Source organism: Alterinioella nitratireducens (assembly GCF_013155465.1).
Classification (GTDB): Bacteria; Pseudomonadota; Alphaproteobacteria; order Rhodobacterales; family Rhodobacteraceae; genus Alterinioella; species Alterinioella nitratireducens.
This window is the reverse complement of the sequence record NZ_JABJVX010000003.1, coordinates 249,165-264,948: the sequence shown is the minus strand read 5'-3', so window position 1 is coordinate 264,948 and position 15,784 is coordinate 249,165. Positions and strand designations below refer to the sequence as shown.

Annotated in this window: 15 protein-coding genes; 9 read left to right on the top strand and 6 right to left on the bottom strand. The window is 66.3% G+C overall.

The features are described from left to right. The first annotated feature begins 11 nt into the window (after positions 1-11). From dusB to hflX, 9 genes are all read left to right on the top strand, one after another. Positions 12-983 (top strand): tRNA dihydrouridine synthase DusB, encoded by a 972-nt coding sequence (dusB, locus tag HNS34_RS06930; protein WP_172319318.1) that lies wholly within the window; start codon positions 12-14, stop codon positions 981-983. After that, positions 980-2,038: a two-component system sensor histidine kinase NtrB gene (locus HNS34_RS06925; RefSeq protein WP_172319317.1), complete on the top strand. Its 1,059-nt coding sequence runs from the start codon at positions 980-982 to the stop codon at positions 2,036-2,038. The genes dusB and HNS34_RS06925 overlap by 4 nt, the downstream gene beginning before the upstream one ends. Further along, positions 2,038-3,405 carry a response regulator gene (locus HNS34_RS06920; RefSeq protein ID WP_172319316.1) on the top strand — a complete coding sequence of 456 codons (1,368 nt, stop codon included), beginning with the start codon at positions 2,038-2,040 and terminating at the stop codon, positions 3,403-3,405. The genes HNS34_RS06925 and HNS34_RS06920 overlap by 1 nt, the downstream gene beginning before the upstream one ends. A gap of 141 nt (positions 3,406-3,546) precedes the next feature. Continuing rightward, the gene (locus HNS34_RS06915; protein ID WP_172319315.1) at positions 3,547-5,763 is read left to right on the top strand and encodes a sensor histidine kinase NtrY-like; all 2,217 of its coding nucleotides are present in this window, start codon (positions 3,547-3,549) and stop codon (positions 5,761-5,763) included. Continuing rightward, complete coding sequence (gene ntrX, locus HNS34_RS06910) at positions 5,760-7,163, top strand: nitrogen assimilation response regulator NtrX (protein ID WP_172319314.1); 1,404 nt, start codon at positions 5,760-5,762, stop codon at positions 7,161-7,163. The genes HNS34_RS06915 and ntrX overlap by 4 nt, the downstream gene beginning before the upstream one ends. 323 nt (positions 7,164-7,486) lie before the next feature. Further along, the gene (gene trkA, locus HNS34_RS06905) at positions 7,487-8,863 is read left to right on the top strand and encodes a Trk system potassium transporter TrkA (RefSeq protein WP_172319313.1); all 1,377 of its coding nucleotides are present in this window, start codon (positions 7,487-7,489) and stop codon (positions 8,861-8,863) included. A gap of 24 nt (positions 8,864-8,887) precedes the next feature. Further along, positions 8,888-10,381 (top strand): TrkH family potassium uptake protein, encoded by a 1,494-nt coding sequence (locus HNS34_RS06900; protein WP_235952642.1) that lies wholly within the window; start codon positions 8,888-8,890, stop codon positions 10,379-10,381. A 147-nt stretch (positions 10,382-10,528) separates the two neighbouring features. Further along, entirely contained in the window at positions 10,529-10,762 is a 234-nt protein-coding gene (hfq, locus tag HNS34_RS06895) for an RNA chaperone Hfq (RefSeq protein WP_025312876.1), read from the top strand. Further along, the gene (gene hflX / locus HNS34_RS06890) at positions 10,759-12,051 is read left to right on the top strand and encodes a GTPase HflX (RefSeq protein WP_172319312.1); all 1,293 of its coding nucleotides are present in this window, start codon (positions 10,759-10,761) and stop codon (positions 12,049-12,051) included. The genes hfq and hflX overlap by 4 nt, the downstream gene beginning before the upstream one ends. On the opposite strand, the gene HNS34_RS06885 is transcribed toward hflX, so the two are convergent. From HNS34_RS06885 to HNS34_RS06860, 6 genes are all read right to left on the bottom strand, one after another. Next, positions 12,008-12,256, bottom strand: a complete 249-nt coding sequence (locus tag HNS34_RS06885; protein ID WP_172319311.1) for a ribbon-helix-helix domain-containing protein — start codon at positions 12,254-12,256, stop codon at positions 12,008-12,010. The genes hflX and HNS34_RS06885 overlap by 44 nt on opposite strands. Continuing rightward, a complete protein-coding gene (locus tag HNS34_RS06880; protein WP_172319310.1) occupies positions 12,253-12,432 on the bottom strand; it encodes a DUF4169 family protein in 180 nt (59 codons plus the stop codon). The genes HNS34_RS06885 and HNS34_RS06880 overlap by 4 nt, the downstream gene beginning before the upstream one ends. Next, positions 12,433-13,824: a class II fumarate hydratase gene (fumC, locus tag HNS34_RS06875; RefSeq protein ID WP_172319309.1), complete on the bottom strand. Its 1,392-nt coding sequence runs from the start codon at positions 13,822-13,824 to the stop codon at positions 12,433-12,435. 76 nt (positions 13,825-13,900) lie between these two features. Beyond that, on the bottom strand, positions 13,901-14,548 hold the full coding sequence (gene tmpT, locus HNS34_RS06870; RefSeq protein ID WP_172319308.1) for a thiopurine S-methyltransferase: 648 nt from the start codon (positions 14,546-14,548) through the stop codon (positions 13,901-13,903). Next, positions 14,545-15,117, bottom strand: coding sequence for a class I SAM-dependent methyltransferase (locus HNS34_RS06865; protein WP_172319307.1), 573 nt, complete (start codon positions 15,115-15,117; stop codon positions 14,545-14,547). The genes tmpT and HNS34_RS06865 overlap by 4 nt, the downstream gene beginning before the upstream one ends. Before the next feature lie 37 nt (positions 15,118-15,154). After that, the gene (locus HNS34_RS06860; protein WP_172319306.1) at positions 15,155-15,631 is read right to left on the bottom strand and encodes an SspB family protein; all 477 of its coding nucleotides are present in this window, start codon (positions 15,629-15,631) and stop codon (positions 15,155-15,157) included. Positions 15,632-15,784 lie beyond the last annotated feature (153 nt).

Here is a 15,784-nt window from a genome sequence, read left to right as displayed (position 1 = left end):
GGATTAGGCATTTGGCGATTTCACTGGCAGATCGGAGGCTCAGCCCGCCCGTGCTCCTGGCCCCGTTGGCCGGGATCACAGATCTGCCGTTCCGCAACCTGGTCACGCGTTTCGGGGCGGGGCTGGTCGTGTCCGAGATGGTCGCAAGCCAGGAGATGGTGGAGGCCAAACCCTCCGTCCGCGCCCGCGCCGAGCTGGGGTTCGGGGCGGCGAACACGGCGGTGCAGCTGGCGGGCCGCGAGGCGCATTGGATGGCCGAGGCCGCCCGCATGGCCGAGGCGGGCGGCGCGCGGATCATCGACATCAACATGGGCTGCCCCGCCAAGAAGGTGACGACCGGCCTGTCGGGCTCGGCCCTGATGCGCGACCTGGATCACGCGCTATCCCTCATCGAGGCGGTGGTCGGCGCGGTGAATGTGCCGGTCACGCTGAAGACACGGCTTGGATGGGATGAAAGCTGCCTCAACGCCGCCGATCTGGCGCGGCGGGCCGAGGATGCGGGCGTGCAGATGATCACGATCCATGGCCGCACCCGGTGCCAGTTCTACAAGGGGGCCGCCGATTGGGACGCGATCCGTGCGGTGGGTCAGGCGGTGCGCATCCCGGTGATCGCCAATGGCGACATCACGGACAGCGCCAGCGCGCGGGAAGCGATGGACCGCTCGGGCGCCGATGGCGTGATGGTTGGGCGCGGCGCGCAAGGTCGGCCCTGGGCGCTGGCGCAGATCGCGCATGACCTCTTTGGCGCGCCCGCGCCGCAAATCCCGCACGGGGCCGCGCTGGCGCAGATGATCGTGGACCATTACGAGGCGATGCTGTCCTTCTACGGCCTCGATCTTGGCCTGCGCGTCGCGCGCAAGCATCTGGGCTGGTATCTGGAGGGCGCCGACCCGGCCCTGCGCCGCGAGGTGCTGACCGCGACCGACCCGGCCCATGTGATCCGCAGCGTCACGCAGGCCCTGCCCGAACTGGCCGCGGCATGAGCGATCACGCCGCCATCTGGGCCTCGCTGCCGATCCCCGGCATGATCGTGACCGCCACCGGCCTGATCGGCGAGGTCAACCCGGCCGCCGAATCCTTCTTCAACATCTCGTCGCGCTGGCTGTCCGGTGCGGCCCTGGCCGAGCGGGTCACGGTCGAGCCCGGTCTGGACGACGCCATCGCCCGCGTCCGCCAGGGGCGCGCGCCGCTCTACCTCAACGCGGTCTCGGTGGCGACGGGGGCGAAACCGGCGGAGCTCTGCGATGTGCAGATCGCGCCGGTGGGCGATGCCGATGACGTGCTGATCCTGTTCGAATCCCGCGCCCTGTCGCGGCGGCTGACGCGCGGGCGCTCGGCCAAGACGGCGGCGAAATCGGCCATCGGCATGGCCGAGATGCTGGCCCATGAGATCAAGAACCCGCTGGCAGGCATATCCGGCGCGGCGCAACTGATCGCCGAGGGGCTGAGCGGCGAGGATCGTGACCTGGCCGACCTGATCGTCGAGGAGACCCGCCGCGTCGTCGCCCTGCTGGACCAGGTCGAGGAGTTCGGCAACGTCTCGCCCCCCGCCCGCGCGCCCGTCAACCTGCATGACGTGCTGGACCGCGCCCGACGCTCGGCGGCGGTGGGGTTCGCCGCGCATATGCAGATCACCGATGCTTATGACCCGTCGCTGCCGCTGACCTATGCCGACCCGGACCAGTTGCAGCAGGTCTTCCTCAACCTGCTCAAGAACGCCGCAGAGGCCAGCGCAGAGGGTGGCACGATCCGGTTGCGCAGCTTCTATGAGCCCGGTCTCAAGGTCAGCCGCAAGGATGGTCGGCCCGCGCATGTTCCGTTGCAGGTCGAGATCGCCGATGACGGCCCCGGCCTGTCCCCCGAGATCGCCGCCGACATCTTCGAGCCCTTCGTGTCGGGGCGCGAGAACGGCACCGGGCTTGGCCTGGCGCTGGTCTCGAAGATCATCGCCGATCATGACGGCTGGATCGGCGTGGAAAGCCGCCCCGGCCGGACCGTGTTCCGCGTATCGCTGCCCGTTGCAGAAGGAGAAACCTGATGGATGGCACCGTTCTGGTCGCCGATGACGACCGCACCATTCGCACGGTGCTGACCCAGGCGCTGACGCGGGCGGGCTGCAAGGTTCATGCCACGGCCAGCCTGATCACGCTGATGCGGTGGGTCGAGGAGGGCAAGGGCGACCTGGTGATCTCGGATGTGGTCATGCCCGATGGCAACGGGCTGGAGACATTGCCGAAGATCACTGCGGCCCGGCCCGGCCTGCCGGTCATCATCATCTCGGCGCAGAACACCATCGTGACCGCGATCCGCGCCACCGAGAAGGAGGCCTATGACTACCTGCCCAAGCCCTTCGACCTGCCCGACCTGATGAAACGGGCGGCCCGCGCGCTGGAGATCAAGCGCCGCGCCCCCACGCCCGAGCCGCGCAACGAAGAGCCGACGGCCAGCCAGGACCTGCCCCTGATCGGGCGCAGCGCCAATATGCAGGCGCTCTACCGGCTGGTCGCCAAGGTAATGAACACCGATCTGCCGGTGCTGATCACCGGCGAAAGCGGCACTGGGAAAAGCCTCATCGCCCGCGCGATCCACGATTTTTCCGACCGGCGCAACCGGCCCTTCGTGGTGGTGCGCCCGCGCGATCTGAATGCGGCGGAGGGCCCCGCGCATCTGCTCGACCGGGCCGAGGGGGGCGCGCTGCTCTTCGATGAGGTGGGCGACCTCGATGATGACGCGCAGGGACGGGTGGTGCGGATGCTGGACGGGCTTGGGCCTGACGGGCCGCGCATCCTGGCGACCAGCCAGGCCGATCTTGCGGCCCGGATCAAGGCGGGCACGTTCCGCAAGGATCTGTTCTACCGGCTTGGCGGCATCACCGTGGCGGTGCCGCCCCTGCGCGAGCGTGTCGATGACATCGCGCTCTTGGCCGATCATTTCCTGGCCCGCGGCGAACAGGGCGGGCTGGCCCCGCGCCGGTTCTCGAAAGACGCCGCCGAGAGGATCCGCGCCCATCCCTGGCCCGGCAATGTGCGCGAGCTGGAGAACACCGTGCGCCGCCTGATGGTGACCAGCCCCGCCGAGGAAATCTCCAGGGGCGACGTGGCGGGTGTCCTCGGCCCCGCGACCGCGACGGAACCCGATAACGGCGGCAATGGCGACAAGCTGTCGACCTCGGTCGCGCGGCACCTGAAACGGTATTTCGACCTGCATGGCGGCGACCTGCCGCCCCCCGGCCTCTACCCCCGCATCCTGCGCGAGGTCGAGACACCGCTGATCGAGATCGCGCTGGAGGCGACCGGCGGCAACCAGGCCAAATGCGCCGACCTGCTTGGCATCAACCGCAATACGCTGCGCAAGAAGATCAGCGATCTGGATATTCGCGTGACACGCCGCCGCAAGTTGATGTAAAACCGCAACAGGTGCGTTGCCCTCTGGATACAGGGTCCGGGCGCGCGTCAAGGTTTGGCGGTTTGGGCAGGTCTATTGCCCCATATTTGGTGAGGCATTTGGGTGGATACCCCGGCGCAGAGTGAGGCAACTTCTCCGTTAATGCGGCTGATGTCGTTGAGATTGCGCCGGAAATGGCGGACCATCGGCACCTTCGGACTGGTCATCCTGGGCCCCGTTCTGGCGCTGTCGACCTTCTTCATCCTCGGGCCGCTGGCCGAAACCTCCACCTCGCCCGCGCTGCGGCTGATTCTGCTGGCCGACATGGTCTATATCCTCGTGGTGGCGGCCCTTGTCCTCTACCGCGTGACCAAGATGGTGGCGGCGCGCCGCGCCCGGTCGGCGGGATCGCGCCTGCACCTGCGGCTGACGGGTGTCTTCGCGCTGGTCGCGCTCTTGCCCACCATCCTGATCGCCGTCTTCGCCACGATCACCGTCAATCTGGGGCTAGAGGGCTGGTTTTCCGACCGGGTGCGCTCGGCGCTCGGCCATTCCGTCGAGGCCGCCTATGCCTATGAGGAAGAACACCGCGAGGATCTGGCCGCCGATGCCGAGGCGCTGGCGCAGTTCCTCGACATCAACCGCCGCGCGACGCCGTTCCTGGCCGATGGCGACCTGCGCCAATTGCTCAGCCAGGGCCAGCAGGCGATCCAGCGGGGCCTGCGCGAGGCCTTCGTGATCGACGGGGTGGGCGAAATCCAGGCGCGCGGCGAACGCAGCTACTTGTTTGATTTCGAACAGCCCTCGGAGGAGGATCTGGCCCGCGCCGCCGCCGGCGAGACGGTGCTGATCGAGGATCGCGACGTGAACGAGTTCCGCGCCCTCATCCGGCTGGACGCCTTCGCCGACCGCTACCTCTATGTCAGCCGCGAGGTCGATGGCCAGATCATCGCGCTGCTCGATGAGACACAGGAAACCGTCGGCCTCTACCGTCAACTGGAGAGCGAACGGGGCCAGTTCCTGTTCCAGTTCGGCCTGATCTACCTGGGCTTTGCCGTGATCCTGATCCTGGCTGCGATCTGGCTTGGCCTGTGGTTCGCCGAACGCCTGTCGCGCCCGGTGGGCCGTCTGGCGGGCGCGGCGCAGCGGGTGGGGATCGGCGATCTTGACGTGCGCGTGCCCGAGGAGGCGGGCGAGGACGAGATCGCCATGTTGGGCCGTCTCTTCAATCAGATGACCCGGCAATTGAAGGGCCAGCGCGACGCGTTGATCGAACAGCACGAGGAAACCGAAACCCGGCGGCGGCAGTTCGACAGCGTGCTGACCTCGGTGACTTCGGGCGTGATCGGGCTGGACGCCGAGGGCCGGGTCGATTTCATGAACCGCTCCGCTATCAAGCTGCTCGACCTGGTCGAGGCGCGCGACCACGGGCTGACCCTGTCGGTCGCGGTGCCGGAATTTGCGGCGCTGTTCGAGAAACTGCGCGGGCGCGGCGCCCAGGTGGTGCAGGAGGAGACCAAGATCACCCGTGGCGGCACCCAGCAAAGCCTGCTGGTGCGCATGTCGATGCGCCGCGACGAGGATGACGCGCTGGAGGGCTACGTCGTGGCCTTCGACGATGTGACCGACCTGGTCAGTGCGCAGCGCATGGCGGCCTGGGGCGACGTGGCCCGGCGCATCGCGCATGAGATCAAGAACCCGTTGACGCCGATCCAACTGTCGGCCGAGCGGGTGCAGCGCAAGTTCAGTCGCCTGCTGGAGGAGGCCGACGCCGAGAAGCTGCGCGAATTGACCGGCGTGATCGTGCGCCAGACCGGCGATCTGCGCCGCATCGTCGATGAGTTCGCCAAATTCGCCCGGATGCCCGAGCCCGAGCGCGCGCCCGACGACATCGCGCAACTGCTGACCGACGCGGTGACCCTGCAGGAGGCGGGCCAGCCCGATATCCGCTTTGTCACCGACATCCCCGATCATCCCGTCCCCGCCGAGATCGACGCGACCATGATCCTTCAGGCGTTGACAAACCTGATCAAGAACGGCGGAGAAGCCATTGAAACCCTGCAGGAAAAAGGCGCGCCCGAGGGGCATGAGCCGGAGCTCAGGATCAAGATGGCGCTGGCCCCGGAGACGGTCGAGATCACCATCAGCGACAATGGCATCGGCCTGCCGCCCGACCGCTCGCGCCTGTTCGAACCTTACGTGACAACGCGCGAGAAAGGCACCGGGCTTGGCCTGCCCATCGTCAAGAAGATCATCGAGGAACATGGCGGCGCACTTGAGCTGCTGGATGCGGAGCCGTTTTCCGAGGGCGCGCATCAAGGGGCTGCGGCGCGGGTCGTGCTGCCGCGCCTCACGGAGCAAGAGGGAGAGGAAAGTTGAGCGATATTCTGGTTGTCGATGACGAACGCGATATCCGCGAGTTGATCTGCGATATCCTTGAGGATGAGGGCTTTGCGACCCGCATGGCCTCGAACTCGGACGAATGTATGGCGGAACTGACGCGCGAGCCGCCCGGCATGATGATCCTCGATATCTGGCTGAAAGACAGCAACATGGACGGGATCGACATCCTGTCTACCGTCAAACGCGACAATCCCGGCGTGCCGGTGGTGATCATCTCGGGCCATGGCAATATCGAGATCGCGGTCGCGGCGATCAAGCAAGGCGCGTTCGACTTCATCGAAAAGCCCTTCAATATCGACCAGCTCATGGTGGTGATCCGCCGCGCGATGGAGGTCAGCCGCTTGCGCCGCGAGAACTCGGCCCTGCGCCGCCAGGACAGCGGCGGGGATGAGATGATCGGCGGCGGCGCGGCCTTCAAGCTGCTCAAAAGCCAGCTCGACAAGGTGACGAAATCCAATGGACGGGTGATGCTGACCGGGGGGCCGGGATCGGGCAAGGAGATCTCGGCGCGCTACATCCACGCCCATTCCGCCCGCGCCGATGCGCCCTTTGTCACGGTCAATTCCGCCTCGATCATCCCCGAGCAGATGGAGGAGGTGCTGTTCGGCCGCGAAAGCCCGGAGCGCGGCGTCGAACAGGGCTTGCTGGAACAGGCGCATGGCGGCGTGATCTTCTTCGACGAGGTCGCGGACATGCCGCTTGGCACCCAGTCCAAGATCCTGCGCGTGCTGGTCGATCAGAGCTTCACCCGCGTCGGCGGGGCCTCCAAGGTGCGCGTCGACCTGCGGGTCGTGTCCTCGACCACGCGCAACCTGACCGAGGAGATCGCCGCCGGACGCTTCCGCGAGGAGCTCTATCACCGGCTGAACGTGGTGCCGATCGACGTGCCGAGCCTGGAGGAACGGCGCGAGGACATCCCCGACCTCGCGCGCCATTTCATCGAACGGTTCAACCGCGACCAGGGCCTGCCCCTGCGCGCGTTGGGGCCGGATGCCGAGGCGATGCTGCAAACCATGCGCTGGCCCGGCAATATCCGCGAATTGCGCAACGTGATCGAACGCGTGCTGATCCTGGGCGATGGAACCGGCCCGATCGAGGCGCGCGACCTGCCGGGGCAGGTGGCCGAGGCGGGCGATGACGATGTGGCGCTGTCCACCGGTCTGACCACGTTGCCGCTGCGCGAGGCCCGCGAGCTTTTCGAGCGCAAATACCTGATGGCCCAGATCAACCGCTTCGGCGGCAATATCAGCCGCACCGCCAATTTCGTCGGGATGGAGCGCAGCGCGCTGCACCGCAAGCTGAAATCGCTCGGCGTCGTGACCACGAACAAGGCGGGCGCCCGCGTGGCGCAGGTGGGCGAGAGCCAGGAGGGGTAGGGGATGCGCGGGGTCGATCCCCGCGCGAGACAAGCGCCATCGACGGCGCGTCCCTCATGGCGGCGCGCGCCGCCTTCCCCCGGCCTCGGGCCGGTCCCGCGCCACTGGCTCCTTCAGTTTGAGATTCGCCGATCCGGCAGGGCGAGAGGGCGGGCAGATCGCTATCACGCGGATCATGGCAACATGTCCATTCGCGGGGGGATCACCATCCGAGCAGCGATGCCGGCAAGGCGAAAGCGCGCGCAATTGACCTTAGCCCCTGTCTCTGCCATTCAGAACGCCCGGGCCGGACCATCCGGCCATCACCCGAAGGGCAGGGGCGGATGAAGGTCATCATTTGCGGCGCGGGCCAGGTCGGCTGGCAGATCGCGCGCCATCTTTCACGCGAAAACAACGACGTGACGGTGGTCGACAACAACCCCGACCTGGTGCGCCGGGCCACCGACACGCTGGACGTGCAGGGCATCACCGGCTTCGCCTCCTATCCCGACATCCTGGACCGCGCCGGGGCGCGCGACGCCGACATGGTGATTGCCGCGACCTTCTCGGACGAGGTCAATATGGTGACCTGCCAGGTGGCGCATTCGATCTTCGCGGTGCCGCGCAAGATCGCCCGTTTGCGCGCGCAAAGCTATCTGACGGCGATCTATTCCGACCTCTACCGCCGCGAACACCTGCCCATCGACGTGGTGATCAGCCCCGAGCGCGAGGTCGCCAAGGCGGCGCTGCGCCGTCTCAATTCCCCTTCCACCTTCGAGGCGGAGGACTTCCTGGGCGGCGAGGCGCGGCTTCTGGGTATTCGCCTGGACGCCGATTGCCCGGTCCTGAACACGCCGCTGAAACAGCTCTCCGAGCTTTTCTCGACGCTGCGCGCCATTGTCGTCGGCGTCCGGCGCGACGGCAACCTGATCGCCCCCGATCCCGGCGATCAGCTGTTCGCCGAGGATCAGATCTATGTCTTCACCCATGAAAGCGATACCGCCCGCACGCTGGAGATCTTCGGCAAGCCGGTGAAACGCCCCGAACGGGTGATCATCCTGGGCGGCGGCAATGTCGGGCTTGGCGTGGCGCAGGAGCTGGAGGCAAGCTCGACCCGCATCCGCGCCCGCATGATCGAGATGAACCGCGCCAATGCCGAACGCGCGGCGGATGCGCTGAGCCGCACCATCGTGCTGCATGGCGACGGGCTGGACGTGGACATCCTGCGCGAGGCGGGGGTGGAGCGCACCGATGCCGTGCTCTGCGTGACCTCGGATGACAAGACCAACCTCCTGGCCTCGGTCCGGGTGAAATCGCTCGGCGCGAAAATGGCCATCGCGCTGGTCAACGACCCGACCATGGTGCCGCTGATGGAAGCGCTGGATATCGACGCCTATGTCAATCCGCGCGCTACCACGGTCAGTTCGATCCTGCGTCATATCCGCCATGGCCGGGTGCGCGGCGTCTATTCCATCGGCGATGCCGAAGCCGAGGTGATCGAGGCGCAGGTGCTTTCGACCTCGCCCATTGCCGGAAAGGCGATCCGCGATATCGACTTTCCCGAAGGCGCGCTTCTGGGGGCGGTGCGCAAGGGCGGCAAGGTGGTGCGCCCGACCGGATCGCTGCGCATCGAGGAGGGTGACACGGTGGTCATCTTCGCCCTGTCCAAGGACGTGCCGGGGGTGGAGGCGCTGCTCAGGGTCTCGGTCGATTTCTTCTGAGCCATGATGCAGTTTCTCGCCAGAATGCCCCTCCTGGTCGCCTTCACCGGCATCGCGGCGCTGGCGATGCTGGTGCCCGCCGCGATGGCGATGGCGACCGAGGATTTCGAGACCGGGCGCACCTTCCTGTATTCGGCGCTGTTCTTCCTGGTGCTGACCCTGCTGATGGGTTTTGCCACGCAAGGGGTGCGCCCCGTCACCTCCTCGCGCACACATCTTCTGTGGCTGATCGCGGCCTATGTCTTCCTGCCCGTGGTGCTGGCGGTGCCGCTGAATGACGCGGTGCGCAACACGACCTTTTTCAACGCCTATTTCGAAATGGTCTCGAGCCTGACCACAACCGGCGCGACCCTCTTCGACCCCGCGCGCCTGGCGCCCTCGGTGCATCTGTGGCGCGCGCTGGTCGGCTGGTTCGGCGGTTTCCTTGTCTGGGCCACCGCCGCCGCCGTGCTGGCCCCGTTGTCGCTTGGCGGCTTCGAGGTGACGGCCGAGACGCAATCCGAAAACTTCGTCAGCTCCGCCGCCCAGATGCGCGCCGCCAGCCCCGGCCACCGCCTGCGCCGCACCATCCGCCTGCTGGCCCCGATCTATGTCGGGCTGACCGGGGTTCTGTGGCTGCTCCTGGTCTTGGCGGGCAAGGGCGATCTGACGGCGATCAGCCTGGCGATGTCGACCATGGCGACCTCGGGCATCGTGCCGGGCGGGGGCTTGAGCGCGGGCGGCGGCGGGGTGCTGGCCGAGGCGCTGATCCTGTTCTTCTTCGTCTTCGCGATCACACGGCACAGTTTCAGCGACGGCCTCAGCCTCGGGATGGCGCGGACCCTGATCCATGACCGGGAGTTGCGCCTGGCGCTTTATGTCACCGTCACCCTGACGGCACTTCTGTTCCTGCGCCATTGGGTGGCGACGATGGAAGTGACGGCCGGGGGCAGCGGCGGCCATGCGCTGGCGGCGCTCTGGGGCGGGTTCTTTACCGCGCTGTCCTTTGTCACCACCACCGGCTTCGTGTCGGAATACTGGGGCGCCTCGCGCAGCTGGTCGGGCCTGCCGACGCCGGGTCTGGTCCTGGTGGGGCTGGCCATGATGGGCGGCGGCGTGGCGACAACGGCAGGCGGCATCAAGCTGCTGCGCGTCTATGCCCTCTACAAGCACGGCACGCGCGAGTTGGGCAAGCTGGTGCATCCCAACTCGGTCGCGCCGGGCGGGCATCTCGGCCGCCGCATCCGCCGCCAGGGGGCCTATATCGCCTGGGTGTTCTTCATGCTCTTCGTCCTGTCGATGGCGGCCACGATGCTGGCGCTGTCCATCGCGGGCGTGGGATTCGAAAACGCGCTGGTGCTGGCGGTTGCGGCGCTGACCACGACCGGGCCGCTGGCCGCGCATGGGGCCGAAGCGCCCATCGTCTATGCCTCGCTGACGCCCGCCGCCAAGGGCATCCTCGCCGCCGCCATGATCGTCGGGCGCTTGGAATCGCTGGTCCTGATCGCGCTTTTCAGCCCGAGTTACTGGCGCCTCTAGGCCGATTCCCGCCACATCGCCCGCATCTCAAACAGCAAACCGCTGAAATCGGGGTGGAAATCCGCATCGATCCCCCGCATACTCGCCCGAGATAGAAAATTACCGTTCGGATGTAAGGACGGCAGATAACGACAGGGCGCGTGATCAATGGCGGAAAACAAGCAGAATTTGCAGGACGCATTCCTGAACCATGTGCGCAAGACCAAGGTTCCGGTGACGATCTTCCTGATCAATGGCGTGAAATTGCAGGGCGTGATCACCTGGTTCGACAATTTCTGCGTATTGCTGCGCCGTGACGGGCAATCGCAACTGGTCTACAAGCACGCGATTTCCACCGTGATGCCGGCGCAGCCGATCAACCTTTATGACGGGGAAGAGTGACCTCTTCAGAGCTGACGGACACTGACGGCCCGGGTCCGACCCGCGCCTTTGTCCTCCACCCCGATATCCGTGCCGACCGCGACCGCCGCCCGGCGGGCCCCGCGCTCGAGGAAGCCGTGGCGCTGGCCGCGGCGCTGCCCGATCTTCAGGTCGTGGGGGCCGAGATCGTGGGCCTGCCCAGGGCGCAGCCCGGACTGTTGTTCGGCACCGGCAAGATCGCCGAGTTGAAGACCCGCATCGAGGCCGCCGAGGTCGATCTTGTGCTGATCGACGGCCCCGTCAGCCCGGTGCAGCAGCGCAACCTGGAAAAAGAATGGGGCGTCAAGCTTCTGGACCGGACCGGGCTGATCCTGGAGATCTTCGCCGACCGCGCCGCCACCCGCGAAGGCGTGTTGCAGGTGGAACTGGCCGCGCTCAGCTATCAGCGCACAAGGCTTGTCCGCGCCTGGACCCACCTGGAACGCCAGCGCGGCGGATTGGGCTTCGTGGGTGGTCCCGGCGAAACCCAGATCGAGGCCGACCGCCGCGCCATTGACGACGCCATCGTGCGCATCCGCCGCCAGTTGGAGAAGGTGGTGAAAACCCGCGCCCTGCATCGCGCCTCGCGCGCCAAGGTGCCTTATCCGGTGGTCGCCCTGGTGGGCTACACCAATGCGGGAAAATCGACGCTGTTCAACCGGTTGACGGGGGCCGAGGTGCTGGTGAAGGACATGCTCTTCGCCACGCTCGACCCGACCATGCGCTCATTGCAACTGCCCGACGGGGCGGAGGTGATCCTGTCCGACACCGTGGGCTTCATCTCGGACCTGCCGACGCAACTGGTCGCCGCCTTCCGCGCCACGCTGGAGGAGGTGCTGGAGGCCGATCTGATCGTGCATGTCCGTGACATCAGCCACCCCGACAGCGCCGCGCAGGCCGAGGATGTGGCCGCGATCCTGGCCGATCTGGGGGTGTCCTCCGAGGTGCCGCAGCTGGAGCTTTGGAACAAGATCGACATGGTCGCGGGCGAGGCGCGCGCCGAGTTGCAGGCCATCGCCGACCGGCGCGAGGAGGTCTTTACGCTGTCAGCCCTGACCGGCGAGGGCATCGACACGGTGCTGGAGGCGATGGGCCAGGCGCTGGCACCGCCGCGCTTCGCCGAGGTGCTGGACCTGCCCTATGCAGAGGGGCGCAAGCGCGCCTGGCTGCATGAGGAAGGCGTGATCGAGGCGGAGGAGGCGGGCGAGGACGGCTACCGCATCAGCGTCAACTGGACGGCGCGTCAGAAACAGGCGTTCGGCGCGCTTTGACCTCGCGCAGGATGTAGACGCGGATCGCCGAGGCAAGCCCGCTCTCGACGCCGCGCTCTACATCAACAAGGGCCGCCAATTCATTGATGGATAGGTGTTTTTCGTCCGCAATGGCGCGAAATTCCTGCCAGAACGCCTCCTCCAGGGACACCGAGGTGCGATGCCCGCGCAGGGTGAGGGAGCGTTTGACAGGGCGGGCGGTCATGGCTCCTCGCGCTTGGCGCCATCAAGCTCGCGGGCGGCTTTCCTGGCCCGCGCCTCCTCCAGCATCCGTTCCGCCTTGGCCCGCCCGAATCGCACGGCATTCTCGTCGGCGCGGGCCTTCTTCTCGGCCCGCGCTTTCTCCTTCCGCGCCCGGTTCAGGTTCACCGGGGCGGCCATTCACTTCGGCCCGATCATGTCTTCGGGGCGGACCACCTTGTCAAAGGTCTCCTCATCGACAAAGCCGAGCGCGATGGCCTCTTCCTTCAGCGTGGTGCCGTTCTTATGCGCCGTCTTGGCCACCTTGGTCGCGTTGTCATAGCCGATGGTGGGGGCCAGCGCCGTGACCAGCATCAGGCTTTCCTTCATCAGCTTGTCGATGCGCGGCGCATTGGCCTCGATGCCATTGAGCATCCGTTCGGTGAAACTGTCGGCGGCATCGCCCAGAAGCTGGATGGATTGCAGCAGGTTGTAGCTCATCATCGGATTGTAGACGTTGAGCTCGAAATGGCCCTGGCTGCCCGCGAACTTGATGCCCGCATCATTGCCCATGACATGCGCGCAGACCTGCGTCAGCGCCTCGGCCTGGGTCGGGTTCACCTTGCCCGGCATGATGGAACTGCCCGGCTCGTTCTCGGGCAGGATCAATTCGCCAAGCCCCGAGCGGGGTCCGGAGCCGAGGAACCGGATGTCATTGGCGATCTTGTAGCACGATCCCGCCACCGTCGCGATGGCGCCTGACAGGAACACCATGCCATCACGGGCGGCCAGCGCCTCGAACTTGTTGGGGGCGGTGACAAAGGGCAGGTCGGTGATCCGCGCCATGTTGGCCGCAACCGTGGTGTCCCAGCCTTGCGAGGTGTTCAGGCCGGTGCCGACAGCCGTGCCGCCCTGTGCAAGCTCGTAGATGCCGTGCATCGCGGCCTCGATCCGCGAGATGCCCATCCGCACCTGGTGCGCGTAGCCGGAAAACTCCTGTCCCAGGGTCAGGGGCGTCGCGTCTTGCGTATGGGTGCGGCCGATCTTGATGATGTCCTTGAAGGCGTCGGATTTGGCCTCCAGCCCCTCGGCCAGTTTGGTCAGCCCGGGCAGCAGCACGTCACGCACGGACATGGCGGTGGCGACATGCATCGCGGTCGGGAAGGTGTCGTTGGAGCTTTGCCCCATATTGCAGTGATCATTGGGATGCACCGGGTCTTTCGAGCCGATCTCGCCGCCGAGGATTTCAATGGCGCGGTTGGCGATGACCTCGTTGGCGTTCATGTTCGACTGCGTGCCGGACCCGGTCTGCCAGACCACCAGCGGGAAATTGTCGTCGAACTTGCCCTCGATGACCTCCTGCGCGGCCTGGATGATGGCATCGGCAAGGCGGGCGTCCAGTTTGCCGCTTTCCTTGTTGGCCTCGGCGCAGGCGCGCTTGATGACGCCCAAGGCGCGCACGATGGCCGTGGGCTGTTTCTCCCAGCCGATGGGGAAATTCATCAGCGAGCGTTGCGTCTGCGCGCCCCAGTATTTGTCGACGGGAACCTCGAGCGGGCCGAAGCTGTCGGTTTCAGTGCGGGTTGCGGTCATCGGGGCCTCCGGGTCTATCGAAACGCGTCTGGACATGGCTATACGTGGGCGCGGGCGCGGGGGCAATGCGACCTGTTCAGCGCAGAAGCCAGACCCGTTCCGTGGCCGGGATCTTGCCCTTGAGGCCGCCCTCGACCTTCTCGGCGGCGTGGTCGGTCAGGGCGTAAGTCTGCCCGTAGATACGGGCGACCTCGCGGACATCGATGGAAAAGGGCGGGCCCTCCATCAGGTTCTGGTCATATTCGAAACAGATCAGGAATTGCGGCGCGGTGCCTGTAATGCGCGCCAGATGCGCGCCGTAGCGCGGGCGCGTGTCACGGGGCAGGGCAACCAGCGCCGCGCGGTCATAGATGGCGTCGACAAGGCCGAGGATATCCGTGGTCAGGTCAAAGACGTCGCCGGTAAAAATATCAATATTCTCCGCGCTGTATCGGCGCAGGTTCATGTGTTGCGTGATCCGGGGCGTCACGTCGAGATCGTCAAAGAGCTGCTCGACCGCCAATGTGCTCAACTCCACGCCCGTGACGGAATAGCCTTGCGACAGCAGCCAGCCGATATCGCGCGTCTTGCCGCAAAGCGGCAGGAAAATCCGCGCCCCCGGTTCAAGGTCGAGCGCGCCGAGATGGTCGCGCAGGAGCGCATTGGCCTGCGCCTGGTGGAACCCGATGCGGTTCTCCTGCCAACGGCTGTGCCAGAAATCGGGATCGGCGGGGTTCTCACTCATTCCATGGGCCTCCGGTCGGGTTGGCAAAAGCGATAGACGCGCGCTGGCGGCAGGTTGCCCCAGATCTTGGCGCTTTTCGTCCAGGTCAGCCCCAGGGAGGCGCGCAACTCGGCACGCACGGGCGGTCTGGGGCCGTAAGTGAACTGGATGAACGGGGCGCCGGGGTCAAGATGCGCGAAACTGCCCGCGAGGATTGCGTGTTGCAGGGCCAATGGCATCGACAGCAGCGGCAGACCGGATACCACCGCCTGCGCGCCCCGCAGCGCAAGCCCGCCGACATCCGCCGCCGAGAGGCAATGCACGTTGAGGCCCGCGAACCGCGTCCGCAGATTGTCGCAAAAGGCCGGGTTCATCTCGACCGCGTGGACCTGGTCGGGGGCGAAGCCGCGCGCCAGGATCGCGCGCGTGATGCGGCCCGTGCCCGCGCCAAGCTCGATCACCGGGCCGCGGCGCGGGTCCAGCGTCGCGACCATTTCCTCGGCCAGGGCCCGCGAGGACGGGGCCAGCGCTACGACCTGATCCGGTTTTCTGAAGAGTTGGCCCCAGAACAGGCCAAGATCGCCCGACATCGGCGCGCAACTTTCAAAAGGTGTTCAATATCAAGGGCTAATGGGTCTTTCTGAATGTATCCAGGCTGACCACTTCGGCGTCGTGATGGGGGGTGTCCTCATCCTCGGGGTCGTCATCCTCGGGCGGCTCGCCATCGGGGTCGTCATGGCCTTGCGTCTCGAAACGCAGGCCAAACTCGACGGAGGGATCGACAAAGGTCTGGATCGCGTCGAAGGGGATGCGCAGGGGCTCGGGGCTGTCGCCGAAATTCAGGGTGATCGAGAACCCCTCATCATCGACGGAAAGCCCGTCGAACCAGTTCTGGATCACAATGGTCATTTCCTCGGGGTATCTATCGTGCAGCCAGGGCGCGATATCGACGCCGTCGGCGCGGGTGTCGAAGGTCACGAAGAAATGGTGTTCACCCGGCAGGCCGCGCTCGGCCACATCCGTCAGGACCGTCTGGATCAGCCCGCGCATCGCCCGGTGCATCAGGCGGCCATAGGCGATTGTGTCGGGATCCTCGGATGTCATGGGGCGCGCGGTCCTTTTGTCTCGGTGTTTTCTCCACCATAGTAGATTCGTTTCCGAAGGAAAGTGGCGCAGGTCTGTCCTGCGGGATTGATCCGCTCCGCCCTTGCGATATCGCCCTCACTCCATGGCTTTGCCCTAAAATCACCATGAAGC

Excerpts from the sequence above, each read along its gene's own strand:
- HNS34_RS06925 (WP_172319317.1), top strand. The coding sequence starts at position 980 with ATGAGCGATCACGCCGCCATCTGGGCCTCGCTGCCGATCCCCGGCATG.
- HNS34_RS06920 (WP_172319316.1), top strand. The coding sequence starts at position 2,038 with ATGGATGGCACCGTTCTGGTCGCCGATGACGACCGCACCATTCGCACG.
- HNS34_RS06915 (WP_172319315.1), top strand. The coding sequence starts at position 3,547 with ATGCGGCTGATGTCGTTGAGATTGCGCCGGAAATGGCGGACCATCGGC.
- trkA (WP_172319313.1), top strand. The coding sequence starts at position 7,487 with ATGAAGGTCATCATTTGCGGCGCGGGCCAGGTCGGCTGGCAGATCGCG.
- HNS34_RS06900 (WP_235952642.1), top strand. The coding sequence starts at position 8,888 with ATGCCCCTCCTGGTCGCCTTCACCGGCATCGCGGCGCTGGCGATGCTG.
- hfq (WP_025312876.1), top strand. The coding sequence starts at position 10,529 with ATGGCGGAAAACAAGCAGAATTTGCAGGACGCATTCCTGAACCATGTG.
- HNS34_RS06885 (WP_172319311.1), bottom strand. The coding sequence starts at position 12,256 with ATGACCGCCCGCCCTGTCAAACGCTCCCTCACCCTGCGCGGGCATCGC.
- HNS34_RS06880 (WP_172319310.1), bottom strand. The coding sequence starts at position 12,432 with ATGGCCGCCCCGGTGAACCTGAACCGGGCGCGGAAGGAGAAAGCGCGG.
- fumC (WP_172319309.1), bottom strand. The coding sequence starts at position 13,824 with ATGACCGCAACCCGCACTGAAACCGACAGCTTCGGCCCGCTCGAGGTT.
- tmpT (WP_172319308.1), bottom strand. The coding sequence starts at position 14,548 with ATGAGTGAGAACCCCGCCGATCCCGATTTCTGGCACAGCCGTTGGCAG.
- HNS34_RS06865 (WP_172319307.1), bottom strand. The coding sequence starts at position 15,117 with ATGTCGGGCGATCTTGGCCTGTTCTGGGGCCAACTCTTCAGAAAACCG.
- HNS34_RS06860 (WP_172319306.1), bottom strand. The coding sequence starts at position 15,631 with ATGACATCCGAGGATCCCGACACAATCGCCTATGGCCGCCTGATGCAC.